Raw genomic sequence first — 20,928 nt, 5'->3', positions numbered from 1 at the left:
CAGGAATTGAGGATGATAACAATAGGACAATGGTCAAAATCAAGTACTTCATTGCTGCCTCCTATTTTCATGAAAATACTGATTAATAATTAAGCGTAGAAGGAATGAAAGTCAAGCAGTTTTTATTTGCCGGAATGCAGCTGGGTTTGAAATGGTTTAGCAGGGAGTACTGATTGTAAATTTTCTTTTATCGATGATTTACTGTAGTCTACTCTATAAAGGAAAAGTCCTGAAGGAGGAGCTGTGTATTTAGCTGGTTCATTACTTTGCCGGTTTAGGAAATCGTGAATCTTTGATTCGTTCAATTTCCCTCTTCCAACTTCAATAAGAACTCCAATAATTCTTCTTACCATTTTCCAAAGAAAGTGTGAGCCTGTAATCCGGAAGAGTATAAGATCTCCTTCAGTTATTAGTTCAATACCTTCTATCAATACCTTGGTTGATTTTTCTTCCGGATCCTTTTCACAAAATGAATAGAAATCATGCATACCCTGAAATAATGCAGCCGCTGATTCCATTGCCTTTAAATTTAATTTATCTTTTATCCACCAGACATAATTCTTTCCAAAGGCGGTTCTTCTTGTTGAAACCTGGTAAAGATATACCCTGCTTACTGCATCATGGCGTGCGTGAAAATTTGGGTTTGCTTTTTCAATTTCAAGGATATTAATATCGTAAGGAAGATTATCATTCATTTTCATCCTGATAATTTCTGGTGCAAGCATTGTTTTCACTTCCAGATGTGCGACCTGACAAATTGCATGCACACCGCTGTCAGTTCTTCCTGAACCCTGGATATCTACCCGTTCTTTACCAAATACTTTCGTTGCGGATTTTAATAATTCCCCCTGAACCGTTCTCGCGTTTTGCTGTTTTTGCCAGCCGCTGTAACGTGTTCCATCATATTCAATATAAAGTTTGAATTTCCTGGAATTCTTTGCGGAATTTTTTTGAGGGATCATTGACATTCTTTTACTCAACTAAAGTTTGATTGAGTCTTCAGCAAAATCATCTGCTGTTTCATGCACTCTTACGGAAACAGCTTTTACATTCTCAGGAAATTTTGAATTACTTAATTCCGCAAGAAAGTAACTTACCAGATTTTCAACTGTTGATTGAAAATCCACGACCACTTTTTTTGAATTCAGGTTATCAAGAAATGCAATCACTTCTTTATCCTCTCTATAAACCAGAAAAGCATGATCAAGTTTTTCAATCACCGGCTGTATAATTTTTTCAAGAATATAATAATCCATAACCATTCCCGATTCATCGGGCTCACCTTCAAGTTCAATTCTCATCTTGTAGGAATGTCCATGTATATTTTTACACTGTCCGAAATGTTCAGGCAGTCTGTGACCCATTTCCCATTTAAACTCTTTAGCTATTTTCATTATACCCCTTTCATTGCAGGATCCCAGATAAACTTGTGCATCTGAAGCTGGAATCTGACCTTCAGATTATCTTCGAGTATCCAGTTAACTAAATCAACCGGTTCTAATTTTCCAAAAACTACGGAGAAAAGAACAGATACTTTTTCAGTAAGATCATATTGTTTAAGAATTTGCTTTGTCCATTCATAATCTTCACGCGAGCCAATTACAAATTTTACCTCGTCTTGTTTTTTCAGGTGATGGATATTCTCATACAAATTTTTTTTCATCATTCCGCTTGAAGGACATTTTAGGTCCATAATTATTTTAACTCGACTGTCAATGTCTTTAATTGGAAGACTCCCTCCGGTTTCAATCAGAACTTCGTAACCGTTGTTGCATAATGTCTGCATTAATATCAAAGATTCTTCCTGAACAAGCGGTTCCCCTCCGGTAAGCTCAACAAGTTTACAATCATAGCTGCTGATTTCATCTAATATTTCCTGAATGGTCCTATCTTTCCCGGCATAAAATGCGTATTCCGTATCACAATAAGTACATCTCAGGTTACAATATGTAAGCCGTATGAAGATGCAGGGCAGCCCAGCAAAACTGCTCTCCCCCTGTATTGAGTAGTATATTTCGTTAATTTTTAGCATTTATTCCTGTGTAAATCACCTTAATTGTAATAAAAAGCGAAATAAATTAAGAAAGTATAATTTGACATCAAACTGGTTAATGCCTATATTTACGGGCAATTTTTAACAAAAATAAGGTTTTTAAATAATGGCAAGCCACAAATCAGCCAAGAAAAGAATCAGGACAAGTGCAAAGAAAAGAATGGTGAATAAGATCTCAGAATCTAAAATGAAGACACATGTAAAAAAGGCTTTGACTAATAGTGATCCGAATGAAGCTGAAAAACTTTATAAACAAGCTGTGGCAATTCTTGACAGAAGTACTACTAAAGGTAAAATCCACAGGAATACTGCTGCCAGAAAAAAAGCTGCACTGACAAAGAATTTTAATAAGCTGAAAACAGCAAAATAAATTTAAGTTTAAAATGTAAAGGGCTGTCTTATCAGACAGCCCTTTTGAATTTTAAATCACTGTTACAGATCCTCCACTGCATCCAATCCTTCAGGCATAGGCAAATAAAATCTTATCGGTTGAACTGAACCATCCCGCTTAATCAGCTTTTCAACTCTCTTTTTGATTATCACTGAATGTTCAATGTGCACGTCGTCTTCAATAACAGAACCGAATATATAGCTCGTGCCTTTTATGAGTACGTTGTTTCCTATTCGTAACGGGAACTCATCACTGCCGGTCATATTAACACTTGATTCAATTCTTGAGTTACTTCCAATTTCTATATTACCTTTGATAATATTTCCGCTAAGTATCTCAACTCCTTCCCCGATTTTAAAAGTTTGTCCCGGGAAACATGAGAGATGAACATTTTGCCAAACAGTTACATTCTTGCCTATATCTACAACGCCATCTATAAATACATTATTCTTCAGATCAAGATTATAATTAAGTTTTACTCCTTTGCCTATGTATACGCCTTTGCCTATGGAAATATCAAGAGGGATATTTTTATTATCCTGGTTCACAATCTCATCGACCACACTTTCATGTATGAAAAAATCATCGGGGTCTTTTATTTCAATAATATCTTTTAATTTTTCATAAACCTGTTTCCTTGCAACTTCTTCCATTTCTTTTAATACAGACTTATTATTAAAACCCATTACTGTGTACTGGTTAACAGGACTTATAGCATTAACTGAATAATTTTTTTTATTGAATAAAGAAATAAGGTCAGTTATATAAATTTCTTTTTGAGCATTATCCGATGTAATTGAGTATATCAATTCAACAAGTTTATTATAACGGAACGCATACACCCCTGAATTGAATTCTGTATTCTCTATCAGTTCCCTTTTAGAATAACTGTATTTTCTTTTATTAAAAGTCACCGTGTATAACTTGTCCTCCTGAAGCGAGTGAATATCTTTATTCTCCAGGATTTCAATAACCTTTCCCTGATCATTGCCTGAGTATTTTCCTTCATCATCTTTTGCCTTTACACGAAGTATTCTGCCATAAGTATTTTCTGACGGATTGCCTTCATATATTCCGGTTAATACAAGCATATCTGTTCCCGATTTCAAAAATTCAGTGCGGAACATAGAGATTGTGTCACTGTCAATTAATCCCATGTCGCCCGGAAGAACATATACAATCCCATCTTTGAAACTTCCGTTGACCCTATCCAACGCAACCTGGACTGCATGACCAGTTCCGTTCTGAGTTTCCTGGTATGCAAAGGAAGTTGATTCCCTTTGTCCGATAACTTCCATTACATCTTTTGCTTTTATACCTACAACAAGAAGTATGTTCACATCCTTTAACCCCTGTTTACAGGCATTGTACACACGCTCAACTGTTGGCACTTCCCAAATTTTATGAAGCATTTTTGAGCGGTGCGATTTGATCCTCTTTCCATGCCCCGCAGCGAGTATAATGGCAACTTCCGGTACTGATGAATTTAATTTTGAGGAGAGTTTATTTACTAACTCAACTATTTCTTCTTTGTTATTTGATTCCATTTTGCTTTCCGAATTTCAATACTGCTTTTTATATGATAAAAAATTAACCATTGAACTTTCCATTTCCAAATAGTGCATTTTTATTATCAGTGCAAAATTTTATCTTTCCGTTTGAGAATCATAAATGAAGAAGGAGTTAAGTTGAAAAGAATAGCATTATTGATAGCACTGTTGATTACATCATTTATTTTTGAAACCAAAGCACAGGAAAAAGGATTCGGACTTGGAATAATTCTGGGTGAACCGACTGGTATAAGCGGCAAAGCCTGGACATCTTCACTTAATGCAGTTGATTTTGCTCTGGGATATTCATTTTCGCCAAAGAACAGCAGAATACATTTACACGTTGATTATTTATTCCATTCAATGCGTCCGTTTGATTCTTCGGAAAAATTTTTGCTCTACTATGGTCCCGGCGTAAGGATTAAATCAAGACAAAATGATGACAGCATTCTGGGTATAAGAGGTGTTATTGGTCTTGCATGGATCCCAAGAAATGCGCCCGTTGATATTTTTCTTGAAGTGGTTCCAATACTGAATATAATTCCCGGCACATCATTTAATATGAATGCAGGATTAGGCGCAAGATTTTATTTCTGATCTAGTGAAGATACTTCAGCAGAATATAATTTGTAAAACGCAATGTTTAATCCGGTTATAAACCATACAAGCGTGATAATCTCCTGATCTCCGAAATTTAATTCAGTCAAACCGGAAACAAGAAAAGCAGAAAACGAGCCCATTGCACCAAGTGCATACGAGGATAAAAATTTTTCGTTCTTCACAGAAGAATAGATGTGAAGATTTATCTTGATTATTTTGTAAAACAGAAAACAGACAACAGATAAACCGATGATTCCAAGCGTGGCAAGTATATGGAAAAAATTATTGTGCAGATGCCCCTGAATTTCTTTGTCATAAGGTTGTTTATATTTTCGGTAATAGTTTTCAATGCCTATATCACCAACTCCAAACAGCGGATAATTCTTAAATATTTCAATACCTCCCCGCCATAGAGCTAACCTTGTAATATTTGTAACGTTATATGGGTCGAAGATGCTTAGCAGCCGGCTTGATTTAACTTTTGTCAGATATAATTTCCCATCATCGTATGCTAAGCTGTTTGGTATATATCCTATCGAAATTTCATTTACAACCGATAGCTGGTTATGGGATTCAATTTTTAGTTCAACAATTTTCTGGTCAGTTGTAAGGATAAAAACTTTTTCGCCGGCTGAATATATCCGGTATACCTTATTAAGTTCTTTCAACTCATTACTTAGTTTTACCCCTTGCTCAGTCACATTGAAGACTTTCAATCCATTTTTATTCGATGCGAGAATTTTATGGCTGTAAGAATGAATAACATCATATGAACCGGAATCAATAATTGAAATAGAATTATTAACCGGGAGAAAATTTTCGAACCTGATGAAGTGTAATTCTCCATTAGTTGAACGCAGAATCATTCCGCTGCTATCCGGACAAATACTAAAATACTTGTTGAGTCCCGGAAAACGTAAGCTGTCAGCAGGATTATCAGGATCCCTGAAAACTGTTAGTCCGCTGTCTCTATCCTGAATGTATAAATACCCATTTGAGATCTTATAATCCGTTGTAAACCCCGGGGAAACAACTTCATTTACTATCTCGAATTTTTCTGATTTCTTTTTTAAGACTAAAAATCTTGTATCAATTAACTGAGCGATATAAAAGCTATCCTTCCAATGAGTGAATGCAATCGCCGGGGAAGGAGTTTCGATTTTTCCTACTATTGTCGAATCCTTAATTTCAACCAACCCATTTTGATAATCGCTTAAAATAAAATTGTCATTCCCCAAAGGATAAACATCCGACGCTCTTCCTTCTGTCGCTAACTGTGAAATAATTTTTGTTGATTCATCATTATAGTCCAGAACGGTTACAAGGCTCTCATTCTTTTCAATCAGTAATAACACCATAAAAATTAATAACCCGCCTAAAATTATTTTCCATTGCTTTCTCATCAGAAGAATAACAAAGATTCCAAATGCCGCGCCCGTCCATCCGGTTCGCTTATAAGTCGATAGTAATGCGACTGTAGAAAGAACGAAGCCGGCAATTAAAAGAAGTTTAGTTTGAAACTTTGTCTTTTCATTTAGAGAGAATGCAAAAAGAAATACAACTGTAAAACTGATTATCTCACTTGCAGTAATCGGGTATTGAAAGATTGACGGACCGGATTGAGTAAGACCATATAAGTTTTCAATGAAATGCCGGTAAGCGAAATAGAGATAAATGAGTACGGAGATTAGTGAAGCGCCGATATAAACTTTAAAAAATATTTTTGCCTTTTTCAGATCAACGGCAGCAATTGCGGTGGTGTATACAATCGGCAGCAGCAGACTTCTTTTGAACGCGTTTGTAAATGCCTGCGCGGGGTATTCTGAAAATGCAGCGGAGATGATTTCAACCGCAATGAACAATACAAAGGCAAGTTCTAAACCTGTTCTGTTGAATTGATTTTCTTTTGTAATAATAAAACGGAACAGAACCAGGAGTAATGCACCAAAGTATCCAACCTGGTTTACAAAGATTGAGTTGGTAAGACTGACAAGAAACAACAGAAAAAAAATAAAAATGAGCCGGTCAATATTTTTAACTAATGAACCCGGAGTAATTCTCATTCCTTGTCTCTGAATTGCATTTCATAGAACTTTCTGTACAAACCGTTTGTATCATTTATAAGTTCTTCATGTTTTCCGATCTGAACTATTCTTCCCTTATCCAGAACAATTATTCTTGTAGCATTCCTTATTGTACTCAGACGATGTGCGATCACGAATGTTGTCCGGTTGATCATCATTCGTTCAATTGCTTCCTGCACAAGCATTTCAGATTCATTATCAAGCGCGGAAGTAGCTTCATCAAAAATCATGATCGATGGATTTTTTAATATTGCTCTTGCGATAGATAGTCTTTGCCGCTGACCGCCGGATAATTTGATTCCCCGTTCGCCTATAATTGTTTCATAACCATTAGGCATCTCAAGAATAAAATTGTGAGCGTTGGCGGTCTTTGCTGCTTCAATAATTTTATCAAATGGATACTGGTTATCGCCGTAAGCAATGTTATTCTTAACAGTCTCATTAAATAGAAATGTTTCCTGAGTAACAATTCCCATCAGACTTCTTAATGAATTAATCGTCAAATCGTTTATGTCGTTTCCATCAATAAGTATTCTGCCTGATGACGGCAGATAAAAACGGGGAATCAAATCAACGAGTGTTGATTTCCCGCCTCCGCTTGGTCCAACAAGAGCCAGAACTTCGCCTTTCTTTACTTTGAATGATACACCGTCAATTATTAATTCATCTGAATCTTCATAATGAAATGATACGCTGGAAAACTCAATCGAATCTTTAAAGTCAGTAAGTTCAATTGCGCCGGGTTTATTTTTAATGGCTGGTTCAAGATCAATTATCTCAAAGACTCTTTCTCCCGCCGCACTGGTTTCCTGAATCCTGTTATTGATGCTGCTCAATTCTTTAATAGGCGGCATCAACTGAAATATTGCGAACAAGAAACCAAGAAATTCACTTGCCGTAATTGAATTGTTCTCAAGAACAAGTGTCCCGCCGTAATAAATTATAAAAACGCCGACGACTACACTAAGCGCCTCTGTGATTGGTGATGAAAGATTTCTTACACGTGTAATTTTTAAAAGCAGTTTGAAATAGTTCTGCGTTTCATCTTTAAATTTTTTGTTCTCATACTTTTCCATTCCAAAAGCTTTAACAATTTTTACTCCTGAAATAGTCTCCTGAAGTATACTTGTAATGTCAGCCATTTTTGCCTGAATGATTGCGCTGTATTTATGCAGCTTTAATCCGATCCAGGTTATAATCAGCATTGTAAATGGGAGTACCACAAGTGCCATCAACAATAGCTGCCAGCTTATACTGATTGCTATTGCAAGGAAAACAAAAATCGTAAATGGCTCTCTTATCATATTCAGAAAAGCCGCGGATATACTGCCCTGTACAATGTTCACATCGTTTGTGATCCTGGATATTAAATTGCCGACACGCTCCTGTTTGAAATAACTCATTGGCAGTTCATGCAGGTGTTCATAGGCTTCGTCACGCAGATCCTTCATTGCGCCTTGTTCAACAAACGCAAGAAAGTATGCTTGCACATATCCAAAAATATTTTTTGCAAGGAATGCGAAAAGAACTATCAGGCATATCCTGAATAATGCATCAAGTTTATCCCCGCTGAATACGTATTCATTAAATGTCTGAGAAATACCATCCTTAATGTCATTAATCCACCCGGGAAGTATATTGTAACTTTCCTCTACTGGTGTTGATTGAATCTCAGTCTGTCTGTTGGATTCCTGGAAAAGAGTGTCAAGAAGCGGGATTGTGAGATAAACAGAAACGCCGTTCATCAACGCAAATAATAGAGAGCATACAATCGAAACCGCTAGGTGTTTCCAGTAAGGCTTAACATATTTTAATATTCTGAAATAAGTTTTCATAAAATTACAGGGTAAAACTACTATAAATTATTATGTAAAACATTCGGCAGATTCATCAAAGATTAATCCACAACATCATAAATAGTAACCCCGGGAATATTTTTTATACCACAGCCGCTGTTGACTTTAATGGTGGTTACAATTTTATCTTCACCCAGATTATAAATTATTATTGATGATGTATTTTTTATGCCATCATCAAAAACGAGATAATCACCCGCAGCAAAAAAATTTTTGGGACCGCTGCCTTTCCACTCTCTTTGTAATTTTTTATTTGAAAGTGAGTAGACAATTATTGATGATGTATCAACTGGTTCGGGACTTCTGCTTAACATCAAATCGCTTTCTGAAAAAAAGTTTGCAATTAAAAATTTTTCATTTGGATTAAAACTTACCTGATGATTGAAAAGTGAATCGCTGCCGAATTCATCCACCTGGTTTGTTTTTAAGTCATTAAGAACTAAAGTCATTTTATTATCATCAGGAGTAACCTTAAACCTACCCGAGGGCGATTCAAAATATTTTTTATTTTTTAGCGGTGATGGAAATCCGTCTTTAATAATATCAAATGTTTTTGATTCATCAATCAGGAGTTTTCCAAAACTATTATAAAGCTGAGTGGTTTGATTTAACTCAGTTGCAACAATTATATCAAATGAATTCAGGATAACCTTAAAGGTATTTTCATCTTCCCAGCTTGTAATTACCTGGCCTACGTTGCCATAGTTTTTTATGTGTTTAACTTCAAATGTTGTCAGGTCAGCAAGATATAATTTTACCTTACGTATTAAAGGCAGCGAGCCTCCTTCTTCAATTGAAAGGGCAGAAAAGAAAAACGCTTTTTTAAAATCCGGTGAAACCGAATACTCAATCACATTCTCTCTTGGTTTGTACCAGAACTTTTTATACTTACCGGTTTCAAAATCGTATTTGTAAAGAGAAGGAGTCTCACCAATTATCCCGACAAAAAGAAAACTGCTCAGTCCGATTGAATCCGGGTCATTAACAAACTCATTTGTATCAGGGCTCTTTTCACAGGAAGAAAATATTATCAAGAACAGAAAAGCTAAACTATTTATAAGTTTAGAAGTCAACGTATTCCTCCAACAGAGAGGAAACCATTTAATACCCAGTTAACAACAGAAAAAAAATAATTCCACAATGGACTGTAAATAAAAATCAAAAGTATTATTGAACCATATAGCCCAAGATTAAGAAGCCCCGCAGTTATTTTATTAGGGAACAGATCAAACAGGATATGTGAGCCATCAAGCGGCGGTATTGGAAGCAGGTTGAACAAACACAAAAAAATATTCAGGAATACACCGTACCACAAAAAGTTAATAACATAAACTCCCGCAACAGTTGAATTGAATACAATCAGAAAAACTCCAAATAAAATAACAGCAAGAATAAAATTGCTTAAAGGACCTGCGAATGAAACAACAGCATCATCTCTCAAAATATTTTTAAAATTATTCCTGTTGACGGGAACTGGCTTTGCCCAGCCGATTAAAGCAATTCCCGTAGCAAATGAAGCGAGCGGCATAATTACTGAACCGACTATATCAAGATGTTTGAATGGATTAAGCGTCAGCCTGCCGGAATCCTTTGCGGTATTGTCTCCGTATTTGTGCGCAGCAAACGCATGGGCATATTCATGTACAGCAATAGAAATAAAAAACACAGGGAGGAATGTCAAAAAAGAAATTAACTTTTCACTTACTTCAATTGATGGCAAGTTTTAACCTCTTGGATGAAATTGTTTATGAACCTGTTTGATATACTCACGATCAATGTGAGTATAAATTTGTGTAGTTGAGATATCAGAATGTCCGAGCATTTCCTGAACGGCTCTCAGATCTGCTCCGCCTTCCAGTAAATGCGTAGCAAAACTATGTCTGAATGTATGCGGATGTACATCTTTATGAATAGCGGCTTCATTCAGATACCTGTCGACAATTTTCCATATTCCCATCCTGGATAATTTTGTGCCGCGCGAATTAAGGAAAAGGAAATTTCCGCTTAAAGATTTTTTTGAAAGCTGCGGACGGCTTGTTTTCATATACTCATTTATCCAGTTTACCGCACTGCTTCCGATGGGCACAAGTCTTTCTTTTGAGCCTTTGCCCAATACACGTATGATTTCGTCATTAAAAAATAAATCGGAAATTTTAATATTGATAAGTTCTGAAACACGAAGCCCGCAGGCATACAGCAACTCCAATACTGCTTTATCTCTTAGCCCGAGCTTTTCACCTGTATCGGGTTTTGATAAAACTGATTCAACCTCGGCAACCGTCAGTACCTGAGGTAAATTCTTTGCGAGTTTTGGAGGAGTGATTTTTTCTATTGGATTTTGTTTTATATAACCGCTGTTGAATAAATATTTCAGAAATCCTTTTATTGATGAATAGTATCTTGCGGCAGAAGTACTGCTTAAACCGATATCGTATAATAATTCAAAAAACTGCCTGAGATGTTTATCCGTTATTTCTGAAAGGTCAGTTACTCTTTTTTCATCAAGATAATTTAATAGTGTGGTGATATCATTTGAGTAGGAGGTAACTGTATTTTCTGAAAGATTCTTTTCAAGTCTTAGTACAGAAAGATATTCTTTTAAAAAGATGGTCATGTATTCTCTTTGTCGGCTTCTGTTCCTTTTTCAATCTCATCCTGTTTTGGGTAGCGTATACGGCGGTGATGCTGACCAAGCAAAATACTTTTAAACGCTTCCTTTAATTTTGTTATATCACTGAAAGTAATGGGTGAATCGTCAAGCTGACCTTCTTCAATTCTTGAATTAATAATATTGTCAATCACATTCTCCACTCTTACAGGATCAGGATTATCAATAGAACGTACAGCAGATTCACAACCATCAGCAAGCATTATTATCGCAGTTTCTTTTGATGACGGTTTAGGACCCGGATACTTATAGTTATTTATATTAACCTTCTCATCGCCATACATCTTTCTTGCTTTGTCATAGAAAAAAGAGATTGTAGTTGTTCCATGGTGCATAGGTATGAAATCGATTATTTCTTTTGGAAGATTATTTTCCTTTGCAAGCGCCATACCTTCTTCAACATGGCGGATAATCAGCTTTACACTTTCCTCCGGAGTAAGGTTTTCATGCACATTTTGATTGTTCAACTGATTCTCAACAAAATTTTGCGGCGTGATAGTTTTTCCGATGTCATGATAGTATGCACCGACACGTGTCAGCAGCGGGTTTGCGCCGACTTTTTCTGCCGCAGTTTCTGCAATAGTTCCCATAGTCATAGAATGATTAAAAGTACCGGGGGCTTTTCGGGCAAGTTCTTTAAGAAGGGGTCTGTCAAAATTTGAAAGTTCAAGCAGTGTAAGGTCAGTTGTGATTCTGAATGACCGCTCAAAGAAAATTAATAAACCGTAAGTAAGCACAGGACTTATCAACGCGTTTGAAGCGGCAAATGCTATTTCAATCAGCAAAGTTTCTGCGGAAGCAAACCTTTCAAAGCCAAAAGCAAGAATTGATATAACGTACCCGACAAGTATAAATAATAGTGATCTGAAGATTTGCGATCTGTTCTTTATATCCCGGACTGTATAAACCGATAACGCTCCTGCAAACAAATTCATAACTGTAAATGTATAATCATTTCCTCTTAACGCACCGGTTATCAATGCTAATATTACGGTTGAATAAAAACCAACTCTTGAATCAAAAATAATTGTAAGCAGCATAGATGCTGCCGGTATGAATATCAATAGTTGTACAGGAGCTTTTACATTAATCTGGTTAGTCAGATATGTTATGAAAGAAAGGAATACAAAAATTATTGAGATGAGAATTATCTTCTGATTATCATAGAATATTTTCTTCCTGAAAAGGAATAAATATATAGTAAGCAGTGATATAAGAAATGAAACATGAATGAACTTACCAACTAACTGAAGTACAAATCCTTCCTCCCCTATCTTTTCACCTTTTGCTCTTTTGTACGATTCAATTTTAAGACGAGTATCTTTTGTAACGCGGTCATGTTTTGCAACTATTCTTTCATTTTCATTTACGATACCGCTGTACTGCGAAACATTCGCTTTTGCCTGTTCAATTTCTTCGTTAGTTAGCTGTTCATTGAACACAATATTAGGAACTATAAAATGTACTGCGTATTCGATTAATAGTGCTTCCACATCTGAAGGATAATTTCTTCTGTTTATTCTTACTTCAATTAAACCACGAACATTTTCGAGAGTATGAAATTTCGAGACCGGCTCAATCCTGTCGATGTTGCCGCTCCGTACTGCAATGCTGTCAGTGCCATTAAGATTATTTGTCGAGTTGAGTACTCCCTCATCATAAAGATTTTTTAGAATGGTCTCGAGTGTTTCAAGAAGATTTGAAATACTTAATTCGCGTCGCTGCAAAAGACCGCGCTCCGCTATTCTCATTTCTTTTAGTTTCCTGAAAGACTCCGAGCTGAGAAATGTCGGGTTCTCAAGCGAATCACTAATTAAACCGCTGTCAACAACTTTTAATAAATATTCATTGTAGGAATGAAGTGAATCAATAATGTCTGTATATATCTGCTGGTCATCTACATAAATTGGATAAACACTTTGGGCAGCTTCATTAAGTTCACTGCGGTAAAGATTCGGATCTTTAAGTATTGCAAAACTGAAAGGGGCAATAAGATCATCGTGTATCCAGATAGTTCCTTCGGTGACTTCAAATTCAATTGATTCACCTTTAGGAAACAATAAAACCATGATAACAACTGCACTAAGTCCGATAAGCAGTTTTATCCTTAGGCTCTCTCTGAATCGTGATGGTTTTTCGTGTGTCATTGTTGTTCGATTATAAACCTGGAATTATTTAACATACTTCCTATTGTTTGCAATACTTCCCTGCACAATTTACTTTTTTTTATTCTTAGTTTCAGTCAGAATATTTGTCATAAAGTAATTATTGATATTGTAAGTCAGGCTTCTAATTTCATTATGTTCCTGTAGATTACTGCTCCGCACAAAAGAGCAGCAGCTACACTTATCAGTAGCGAATTAATGTTTCCAAGTATGAGATAACCTGTTCCAAACAAAATTGAATAAACAAGGATTACTCCTAAAATCCAGTTTACAAATGATCTGCTGATACCTTGATCGCTCTTAACATCAGGAAGTTGATCTGATATTTTCTTCCATAAAATTCCACCGGGATGAATTTTTCTGTAAAAAGAAAATAACACTTCACTATCAACAGGTTTTGTCAGGAAGGTTACTGCAATCCATACTATTGTTGTAATGATAACCAGATAAAAAAGTGTATACGGAAATTGTACGCCGCTTACCTGAAGTATATAATAAACAATGAACGGAGTTATCATCGCTGAAATTTCTGACCAAGCATTTATACGCCACCAGTACCAGCGGAGAATTAAAACCAGTCCAAGTCCGGCACCGCATTCCATTAAAAACTGCCAGGCTCCTGAAATCTCTTTTATGAACAATGTTACTATAATTGAAAGTGCCATCAATAACACAGTAACGATTCGTGCGGCACCAACATATTTTTTTTCTTCAGAATTCCTGTTAATGAATCTTCTGTAAAAATCATTTATTATGTATGAAGTTCCCCAGTTTAGCTGCGTGGCTATCGTGCTCATATAAGCAGCAAAGAACGCGGCGACAAGCAGACCCTTTAACCCGGCTGGTAAAAAATCTTTCATCGCATATATAAAACCAAGACCTTTTTGATCACCACTTAATTCTGGATAAAGTACCAGGCTTGAAATTCCAACCAAGATCCAAGGCCAGGGACGAACAGCATAATGTGCAACCTGAAATAACAACGTAGCCATAAGCGAATGCTTTTCATTTTTAGCAGACATCATTCTTTGTGCAACATATCCTCCGCCGCCAGGTTCAGCACCGGGATACCACGATGCCCACCAGATTATTCCTACATAAGCAAGAAATGATGCAGCAGTCAATGCGAATGTTCCACTGATATTCTCAACGCTTATCACAGGAAAAAAATTAAAAACTTCCGGGGCGAGTTTTTGCTGCAGACCGCTAATCCCGCCAACCTGATCTGACGACACAACTATCACCGCTAATATTATACATCCAGTCATCGCAATAAAAAACTGGATAGAATCGGTTACAACAACTCCCCATAATCCTGATAAAGCAGAATAGACCGCGACAAGAAGCATACATCCGAATACATAAAAAAGAACTTCAGATTCCGGAACCCCGAACATTCCATGAAGTATTGATGCCATAGCTTTATTAACCCAACCCATTATTACAAGGTTGATGAACAAACCGAGATAAAGCGCGCGGAATCCTCTTAAAAATCTTCCGGGTTTTCCTGAATACCTTATCTCAGCAAACTCCGCTTCAGTCATAATTCCGGCTCTCCGCCAAAGCCTGGCAAAAAAGAAAACGGTAAGCAATCCTCCGAAAGCAAAATTCCACCAGAGCCAGTTACCCGCAATTCCGTTTTTTGCGACAAGTTCCGTAACAGCTAATGGAGTATCGGCGGCAAAAGTGGTTGCAACCATAGATAACCCGGCAAGGTACCAGGGTAATTTTCTGCCGGAGAGAAAAAATTCATCTGTACTCTTTCCGGATCTTTTGGAATAATACAGAGCAATACTGATTGACAGAATAAAATAAATTATCAGGATAAGGTAATCGATGATCTCCATAAAACTCCGACTATTTCTTTTTATAAAAACTGGAACAGCGCAGCAACAGCGCCTGCCGGATCTTTGATGACACAATAACGTCCCTGCTCACCCATATTCTTAGGTCCTGCAATTAATGAACCGCCAAGCTCAATACAGTTTTTTATTGATTTCTCTATATCATCAACTGTTATATAAATCAGCCATTGTGGCGGCAGTCCTGCATTTACTCCACGTGCATGACAAATTCCCGCAACAGCTTTTCCTTCTGATGGAGTAAGCATACTAAAGTCGCTGTAGTTTCCCATCTTTACTTCTTCATATTTCCATCCAACCACTTTCGAATAAAACTCACGGACTTCCTCTGCATTTTCAACAGTAAGATCGTTCCATGTAACAGAACCGGTTTCAACTTTTGTACTCATTGGTTCCTCTTATTTATTAGTTTGATTTTGAGTTGATTGAAATAAAGAAAGAACATATCCGACAGACAATGTAATAACTACCCCGATGAATGTGAACCATGTCCAGGCAACGTATTTTCCAGTTATTATAAAAATCATTACTCCAAGTGCAGTAAAAAATGCAACGAGTGCTGCATCCTGATTAATTTTTTTGTTGAATAAGCCCAATAGAAACAAGCCAAGCAGTCCGCCATACGTGAAAGAAGCAATACTTAATGCTATTTCCACAACCGCTTTTGATGATCCCATAAAGATCAGGGCGGACAGTATAAGCAGACATCCAAACAGAATTGTTGCAACCCGTGATAAAGATAATTTCTTGTCCTCATCTATCAGTGATTTTTTCAGCGGTAAAAAAATATCCATCATAAATGATGATGAAAGAGAAGACATAGATCCCGCAAGCGTTGACATAGCTGCTGCAAATAATCCGGCGATTATGATCCCGCTTATCCCGGATGGAAGACTTGTCAAAATGAAATGAGGGAACACTTCATCTGACTTCATTGACGTCACACCGAATAACGCGTACAACAAAACTCCCGTGACAAGAAAAATAAAAAACTGTATGATGACAATTACACCGCTGCCAACCAAAGCTTTCCGGCTGCTGGATAATTTATTTGCAGCTAAAACTCTTTGAACTATTAATTGATCTGTTCCGTGTGAAGCCATAGATAAAAAAGCCCCGCCAATAATACCTCCGATAAATGTATAAGGTTTTGAAAAGAAGGAAGCAATAGAATCCCCAAAACCCCATTCGATAAAGTTCAGCTTTGATGCGACATCATTTCTAACAATAATTTCTGAAATGTTTCCCGGAATAAGATTTACCAGATAAATGCATGCTGTTATAGCACCGCCCAGATAGATCAGCATTTGAACCGCATCGACCCAGATAATACTTCTTATCCCGCCGGTGTAAGTGTATATCAATGCGACTATGGCAATGATAACAATCGCAACCGGATAACTTATATCAAGCATAAGTTTTAAAGGAATTGCTGTGGCAAAAAGTCTCACACCGTCAGCAGCAATTCGGGTGAACATAAAAGTGATGGAGGCAGTAGATCTTGCTTTACTCCCGAACCTGGTTTCAAGAAATGTATAAGCTGTTTTAAGCTCGCCTTTATAAAATGCAGGAAGAAAAAATATCGAGATGATTATTCGTCCCAATAAATATCCGAAAGTAAGCTGTAGGAAATTAAGGTTTGTCAGATATGCAAGACCGGGAATTGAAATGAACGTCAAGGTACTTGTTTCAGCGGCGACAATTGAAAAACAAATTACCCACCAGGGAATTTTTTCAGCACCAAGGAAATATTCTTTTACTGATTTTTGTCTGCCGCCTGATTTGATTCCGTAGAAAGCAATGCCCGTTAAGTAGGCTATAATGATAATATAGTCAACGGTGCGGTCTTCCAAAAAAATAAATTATTCTTTATTTAATTCCTGGAACGCTTCTTCAACAGTTTCACAAACCGGAAGTACCCTATCAAGCTGTGTTATCTTAATAAGTGAATAAACTTTTTCGGATGGTGAAGCTATTCGCATACTTCCGCCGGTGGTGTTGATTATTCTGTTGGCAACAAGTATAGCGCTTAACCCGGAACTGTCGCAGGTTTCCACTTCACTCAGATCAAGTACTAATTTATTGATCCCTTCAACTTTTAAAAGCAGTGTGAATTCTCCTTTAACAAGCCCCGAGATATTTGTATCCAAACGTTTTTCGTTCAGCTTGAATATTGTTATGTCGTCTATCCGTTTTATTTCAAAATTCATTAGTTAACCTTTAAAACATTTGAAGGCAATTTAACAATTTTTTATAAGAAATTTGAGGATCGGTTTCTTCTATGTTAAACTGCAGGTTATAGTATTTATCCGAATTATTCTTCCTGTACCCGATTCTAACCGGAGATTTGACCAGATTTGCCGCATAGCTGTTAAATATGCTTTCTTTCCTGTTAAGATCGAGCACAACATTAAAGTTTAAGTCTTTAAGTTTCTTTATAAGAGAATGAGACGGAAGTTTAAGTTTGTTCATATCAGATATTTTATATCCAACTGCACGCGCTCTGAATTTTTGAGGCAGCAGACTTACCTTGAATTCATAAGTAAATGCGATCGGGGTTTTGCGATTTGAGTCAAGATAGTTTAAAACTTCAAACGAATGATTAAAATCACTTTCATCTTCCGGCATAACAACAAAATATGTAAATGACTTTGAGAACACATTAAAGAACGACTGCAGATTGTTCTCATGCTCTTTAAGTTTTCCTGAAACTACAAACCCGGCTATTTTATCTTTAATAATCTCTATCATTATCCGCCTGCTTCCTCAAGCAATTTAAGGAATTCTTTTTCATTGAGAATTTTTACACCAAGTTCATTTGCTTTAGTCAGTTTTGAGCCCGCGCTCTCGCCGGCAATCAGGTAGTCTGTTTTTTTACTTACACCGGATGATGTTTTCCCTCCTAAAAGAAGAATCTTATCTCCCGCTTCTTCACGTGAAAATTTTTCCAGTGTTCCTGTAAGCACAAATGATTTCCCTTTAAAGAAATTATCCTCAATTTTTTTCTTTTCCGACTTAAATATAAGTCCATGTTCACTCAATCGTTTAACCAGTTCAGCATTTTTTTTGTTTGAGAAAAAATCTTTAATGCTGCTGCTTATGCTTGGTCCTATCTCGTGAACGGATGATACCTCTTCTTCCGTTGCATTCATTAGTTCATGTATCGATAGAAAATGATCTGTAAGTTTTTTTGCAGCACCTGAGCCGACATACCTTATGCCGAGAGCAAAAAGAGTTTTGGAGTATGGCTGTTTCTTACTTTCTTCAATTGCTTCTAAAAGATTATCCACACTTTTTTCACCAAGCCGTTCAATGTTGATTAATTCATTTCGTTTCTTTTTTAAGTCATATATATCCGCATAAGTAGAAAGAATTCCCATATCAACAAAAAGATTTATCAGTGCTTCACCAAGTCCTTCGATATCCATTGCCCCGCGTGCAGCAAAATGTGCGATCTTTCCTTTAACCTGTGCTGAACAGCCTGAATTATCACAGTAGTAAGCAACTTCATTTTCGGGTTTGAATAATGCTGAACTGCACACCGGACATTTTTGAGGAGGCTGTGTTGGCTTACTGTTCTTTTTCCTTTTCTCCAAAACAACTGAAACAACTTTTGGAATTACATCGCCGCCTTTTTCAATTACAACCGTATCTCCTTCACGAATATCTTTTCTGGTAATCTCATCAAAGTTATGAAGTGTTGCCCTGCTTATTGTTGAGCCTGATAAAAATACCGGTTCAAGTTCCGCAACAGGAGTAACGGCTCCTGTCCTGCCAACCTGCCATGTAATTTTATTGATTGTAGTAAATGCCTGGCGTGCTTTAAACTTGAACGCAACTGCCCAGCGCGGTGATTTGGCAATACTGCCAAGCACCTTCTGCTGCTTTACAGAATTTACTTTTATAACCGCACCATCAATTTCATACCGAAGTGATTCACGTTTTTCTTCAAACGCTTTACAAACTTCGAGCACTTCATTCATCGATTTGCAAACTTTGAATTCAGGGTTGACATTAAAACCAAGCTGCTTCAGTATTTCAAGATTTTCAGATTGTGATTTAAATTCTTCTTCAATACTTATCATTGAATAACAAAATATGTTCAGCTTTCTTTGAGCAACAATTCTGGGGTCCTGTAATTTAAGAGAACCGGCGGTTGAGTTACGCGGATTGGCAAATAACTTTTCGCCTTTTTCCTGCTGTCGTTCGTTCAGCTTCTGAAAGTCAGAAAGCCTCATAAATATTTCGCCGCGTACTTCAAAATCATTCAGTCTGTACTTTATTGATGAAGGTTTATTTAGCCTGATTGGAATGGAACGTATTGTTTTAGCGTTAACCGTAATTTCTTCACCAACAGTTCCATCACCACGTGTCGCAGCGGTGTTCAGCATACCGTCCTTATAATTAATACTGACTGAGGCGCCGTCTATTTTTAATTCAACTACATACTCAACTTTTTCTGAAGCGGGCAGACCTTCTTTTACCCTTCTGTCAAAATCAAAAAGTTCCTCTTCACTGTAAGTATTCGCCAGACTTAACATCGGAACTTTATGTGTAACCGGTTTAAATTCTTTTGTAAGATCTTTTCCTACTCTCTGCGTGGGAGAATCCGCAGTAACATACTGCGGATTTTCCGATTCAAGTTTTTCAAGCTCTTTATAAAGAAAATCGTACTCCTGATCGCTGATAACCGGTTCGGCTAAGATATAGTATTTGTAGTCGTGTGCCGAAATCTGGTCACGAAGTTCTTTTATCCTCTGTTCAGCTTTTTTCTGCATGAAGATTAATCCAGCTCAGGAGGTGAAGATAAAGTTTTTAATCCTTCAGAATCGATCATAACATGTGCAACGGTTTTTGCTTTTCCGGAAAAGTTTAATAGTTCATTATTAAGTTTGAATTGTATCCCGCCTGCATTACCTAAAGTGATTTTAAAATTATTTCCGGTAACCAGGTTCTTTTGAGAGTTGGGGAATAGAATAAAATCTTCCGCTCGTTTATCATCATAAATAATTTTAACCCAGGAAGTATCTGTCGTCAATATCTGCAATGATAAACTGTCTTGCGCGGTGATCAGATTACCAGCGCTGTCAAGTACGGTTCCAGTCGGCACTTCTTCGTAACGTGAAGTTCCTGAATCAATCACTTCTTCAAAAGGTTTTTCAGGGACAATTATTTCATCAGAAGATCTGAAAACAAAAAGGAAAAGTAAAATAAGAATTACTACAGCTCCGCCTACCACTGAAAGAAGAATAATATTTTTTTGTCTCGCTTGTTTTTCTTTATCGGCTGGTGATTCTGGCTTTTGAACACCATCAAATGATTGTACGGGTTTTGGTTTCGGCTGCTCTAACGTAATAGTGTTTTTGACAGCCTGCTGTTCTTCTTTTACGGGTTGTACGGCGGCATCAAAATCGATTCCCTGTTTTGCCAGCTCATATTTCCTGATAGTTTCACCCGCATCGAGTCCGACAACAGCGGCGTACTCTTTTAAAAAAGCTTTTACATAAAGTTCAGGAAGGAATGAAAAATCTCCCGCATCAAGTGCTTCAAGGAATTTTATATCGATACGTGTTTTTGCAGCCATTTGCTGCAGTGAAATATCGGCTGATTGTCTGGAGTTTCTCAGCTCTTCAGCAAATTTATCAAGCATGATACCAATACTTTTTATTTATGATTTAGTTTAATACTTGCCTGCAGTA

The 20,928-nt window shown here is 36.9% G+C and carries 19 protein-coding genes; 2 read left to right on the top strand and 17 right to left on the bottom strand.

Going from position 1 to position 20,928, the window contains the following annotated elements; all coding sequences use genetic code 11:
• Positions 1-122: 122 nt before the first annotated feature.
• From truA to IPM56_19130, 3 genes are read right to left on the bottom strand one after another with little or no spacing between them, the layout of a single operon-like run.
• The gene (gene truA, locus IPM56_19140) at positions 123-962 is read right to left on the bottom strand and encodes a tRNA pseudouridine(38-40) synthase TruA (protein ID QQS38357.1); all 840 of its coding nucleotides are present in this window, start codon (positions 960-962) and stop codon (positions 123-125) included.
• A gap of 18 nt (positions 963-980) precedes the next feature.
• Positions 981-1,394: a 6-carboxytetrahydropterin synthase gene (locus tag IPM56_19135; GenBank protein QQS36326.1), complete on the bottom strand. Its 414-nt coding sequence runs from the start codon at positions 1,392-1,394 to the stop codon at positions 981-983.
• The gene (locus IPM56_19130; protein QQS36325.1) at positions 1,394-2,032 is read right to left on the bottom strand and encodes a radical SAM protein; all 639 of its coding nucleotides are present in this window, start codon (positions 2,030-2,032) and stop codon (positions 1,394-1,396) included. The genes IPM56_19135 and IPM56_19130 overlap by 1 nt, the downstream gene beginning before the upstream one ends.
• Positions 2,033-2,159: 127 nt before the next feature.
• Here IPM56_19130 and rpsT point away from each other — a divergent pair, with 127 nt between their 5' ends.
• On the top strand, positions 2,160-2,423 hold the full coding sequence (rpsT, locus tag IPM56_19125) for a 30S ribosomal protein S20 (GenBank protein QQS36324.1): 264 nt from the start codon (positions 2,160-2,162) through the stop codon (positions 2,421-2,423).
• Between the two features lie 62 nt (positions 2,424-2,485).
• Here the strand turns inward: rpsT and IPM56_19120 are convergent, their stop codons facing one another.
• Positions 2,486-3,991, bottom strand: coding sequence for an NTP transferase domain-containing protein (locus IPM56_19120; protein ID QQS36323.1), 1,506 nt, complete (start codon positions 3,989-3,991; stop codon positions 2,486-2,488).
• Positions 3,992-4,132: 141 nt separating this feature from the next.
• On the opposite strand from IPM56_19120, the gene IPM56_19115 reads away from it, so the two are divergent.
• Complete coding sequence (locus IPM56_19115; GenBank protein ID QQS36322.1) at positions 4,133-4,591, top strand: hypothetical protein; 459 nt, start codon at positions 4,133-4,135, stop codon at positions 4,589-4,591.
• On the opposite strand, the gene IPM56_19110 is transcribed toward IPM56_19115, so the two are convergent.
• The 13 genes from IPM56_19110 to IPM56_19050 all read right to left on the bottom strand — a co-directional run bounded on the left by IPM56_19110 (position 4,582) and on the right by IPM56_19050 (position 20,879).
• Positions 4,582-6,657, bottom strand: coding sequence for an O-antigen ligase family protein (locus IPM56_19110; GenBank protein ID QQS36321.1), 2,076 nt, complete (start codon positions 6,655-6,657; stop codon positions 4,582-4,584). The genes IPM56_19115 and IPM56_19110 overlap by 10 nt on opposite strands.
• Entirely contained in the window at positions 6,654-8,513 is a 1,860-nt protein-coding gene (locus IPM56_19105) for an ABC transporter ATP-binding protein (GenBank protein ID QQS36320.1), read from the bottom strand. The genes IPM56_19110 and IPM56_19105 overlap by 4 nt, the downstream gene beginning before the upstream one ends.
• Positions 8,514-8,575: 62 nt before the next feature.
• On the bottom strand, positions 8,576-9,607 hold the full coding sequence (locus IPM56_19100; protein QQS36319.1) for a hypothetical protein: 1,032 nt from the start codon (positions 9,605-9,607) through the stop codon (positions 8,576-8,578).
• Positions 9,604-10,254, bottom strand: coding sequence for a site-2 protease family protein (locus IPM56_19095; protein QQS36318.1), 651 nt, complete (start codon positions 10,252-10,254; stop codon positions 9,604-9,606). Before IPM56_19095 ends, IPM56_19100 begins: the two co-directional genes overlap by 4 nt.
• 3 nt (positions 10,255-10,257) lie before the next feature.
• A complete protein-coding gene (xerD, locus tag IPM56_19090) occupies positions 10,258-11,148 on the bottom strand; it encodes a site-specific tyrosine recombinase XerD (GenBank protein ID QQS36317.1) in 891 nt (296 codons plus the stop codon).
• Positions 11,145-13,349 (bottom strand): HDIG domain-containing protein, encoded by a 2,205-nt coding sequence (locus tag IPM56_19085; protein QQS36316.1) that lies wholly within the window; start codon positions 13,347-13,349, stop codon positions 11,145-11,147. The genes xerD and IPM56_19085 overlap by 4 nt, the downstream gene beginning before the upstream one ends.
• 134 nt (positions 13,350-13,483) lie before the next feature.
• Positions 13,484-15,214, bottom strand: coding sequence for a Na+:solute symporter (locus tag IPM56_19080; GenBank protein QQS36315.1), 1,731 nt, complete (start codon positions 15,212-15,214; stop codon positions 13,484-13,486).
• Positions 15,215-15,234: 20 nt separating this feature from the next.
• Entirely contained in the window at positions 15,235-15,618 is a 384-nt protein-coding gene (locus tag IPM56_19075) for a VOC family protein (GenBank protein QQS36314.1), read from the bottom strand.
• Between the two features lie 9 nt (positions 15,619-15,627).
• On the bottom strand, positions 15,628-17,082 hold the full coding sequence (locus IPM56_19070; GenBank protein ID QQS36313.1) for a sodium:solute symporter: 1,455 nt from the start codon (positions 17,080-17,082) through the stop codon (positions 15,628-15,630).
• A 9-nt stretch (positions 17,083-17,091) separates the two neighbouring features.
• The gene (locus tag IPM56_19065) at positions 17,092-17,439 is read right to left on the bottom strand and encodes an STAS domain-containing protein (protein ID QQS36312.1); all 348 of its coding nucleotides are present in this window, start codon (positions 17,437-17,439) and stop codon (positions 17,092-17,094) included.
• Between the two features lie 10 nt (positions 17,440-17,449).
• Entirely contained in the window at positions 17,450-17,980 is a 531-nt protein-coding gene (locus IPM56_19060) for a hypothetical protein (protein QQS36311.1), read from the bottom strand.
• Positions 17,980-20,007 carry an NAD-dependent DNA ligase LigA gene (gene ligA / locus IPM56_19055; GenBank protein ID QQS36310.1) on the bottom strand — a complete coding sequence of 676 codons (2,028 nt, stop codon included), beginning with the start codon at positions 20,005-20,007 and terminating at the stop codon, positions 17,980-17,982. The genes IPM56_19060 and ligA overlap by 1 nt, the downstream gene beginning before the upstream one ends.
• A gap of 5 nt (positions 20,008-20,012) precedes the next feature.
• Complete coding sequence (locus tag IPM56_19050) at positions 20,013-20,879, bottom strand: DUF4115 domain-containing protein (GenBank protein ID QQS36309.1); 867 nt, start codon at positions 20,877-20,879, stop codon at positions 20,013-20,015.
• Between the last annotated feature and the right edge of the window lie 49 nt (positions 20,880-20,928).

The organism is Ignavibacteriales bacterium (assembly GCA_016700155.1).
In the GTDB taxonomy this organism is placed as follows: domain Bacteria; phylum Bacteroidota; class Ignavibacteria; order Ignavibacteriales; family Ignavibacteriaceae.
Note: the sequence above shows the minus strand (reverse complement) of the source record. Positions and strands in the feature narration are given on the sequence as shown.

Coding starts and splice junctions, on each gene's coding strand:
- truA (QQS38357.1), bottom strand. CDS start 962: ATGATCCCTCAAAAAAATTCCGCAAAGAATTCCAGGAAATTCAAACTT.
- IPM56_19135 (QQS36326.1), bottom strand. CDS start 1,394: ATGAAAATAGCTAAAGAGTTTAAATGGGAAATGGGTCACAGACTGCCT.
- IPM56_19130 (QQS36325.1), bottom strand. CDS start 2,032: ATGCTAAAAATTAACGAAATATACTACTCAATACAGGGGGAGAGCAGT.
- rpsT (QQS36324.1), top strand. CDS start 2,160: ATGGCAAGCCACAAATCAGCCAAGAAAAGAATCAGGACAAGTGCAAAG.
- IPM56_19120 (QQS36323.1), bottom strand. CDS start 3,991: ATGGAATCAAATAACAAAGAAGAAATAGTTGAGTTAGTAAATAAACTC.
- IPM56_19110 (QQS36321.1), bottom strand. CDS start 6,657: ATGAGAATTACTCCGGGTTCATTAGTTAAAAATATTGACCGGCTCATT.
- IPM56_19105 (QQS36320.1), bottom strand. CDS start 8,513: ATGAAAACTTATTTCAGAATATTAAAATATGTTAAGCCTTACTGGAAA.
- xerD (QQS36317.1), bottom strand. CDS start 11,148: ATGACCATCTTTTTAAAAGAATATCTTTCTGTACTAAGACTTGAAAAG.
- IPM56_19085 (QQS36316.1), bottom strand. CDS start 13,349: ATGACACACGAAAAACCATCACGATTCAGAGAGAGCCTAAGGATAAAA.
- IPM56_19080 (QQS36315.1), bottom strand. CDS start 15,214: ATGGAGATCATCGATTACCTTATCCTGATAATTTATTTTATTCTGTCA.
- IPM56_19075 (QQS36314.1), bottom strand. CDS start 15,618: ATGAGTACAAAAGTTGAAACCGGTTCTGTTACATGGAACGATCTTACT.
- IPM56_19065 (QQS36312.1), bottom strand. CDS start 17,439: ATGAATTTTGAAATAAAACGGATAGACGACATAACAATATTCAAGCTG.
- IPM56_19060 (QQS36311.1), bottom strand. CDS start 17,980: ATGATAGAGATTATTAAAGATAAAATAGCCGGGTTTGTAGTTTCAGGA.
- ligA (QQS36310.1), bottom strand. CDS start 20,007: ATGCAGAAAAAAGCTGAACAGAGGATAAAAGAACTTCGTGACCAGATT.
- IPM56_19050 (QQS36309.1), bottom strand. CDS start 20,879: ATGCTTGATAAATTTGCTGAAGAGCTGAGAAACTCCAGACAATCAGCC.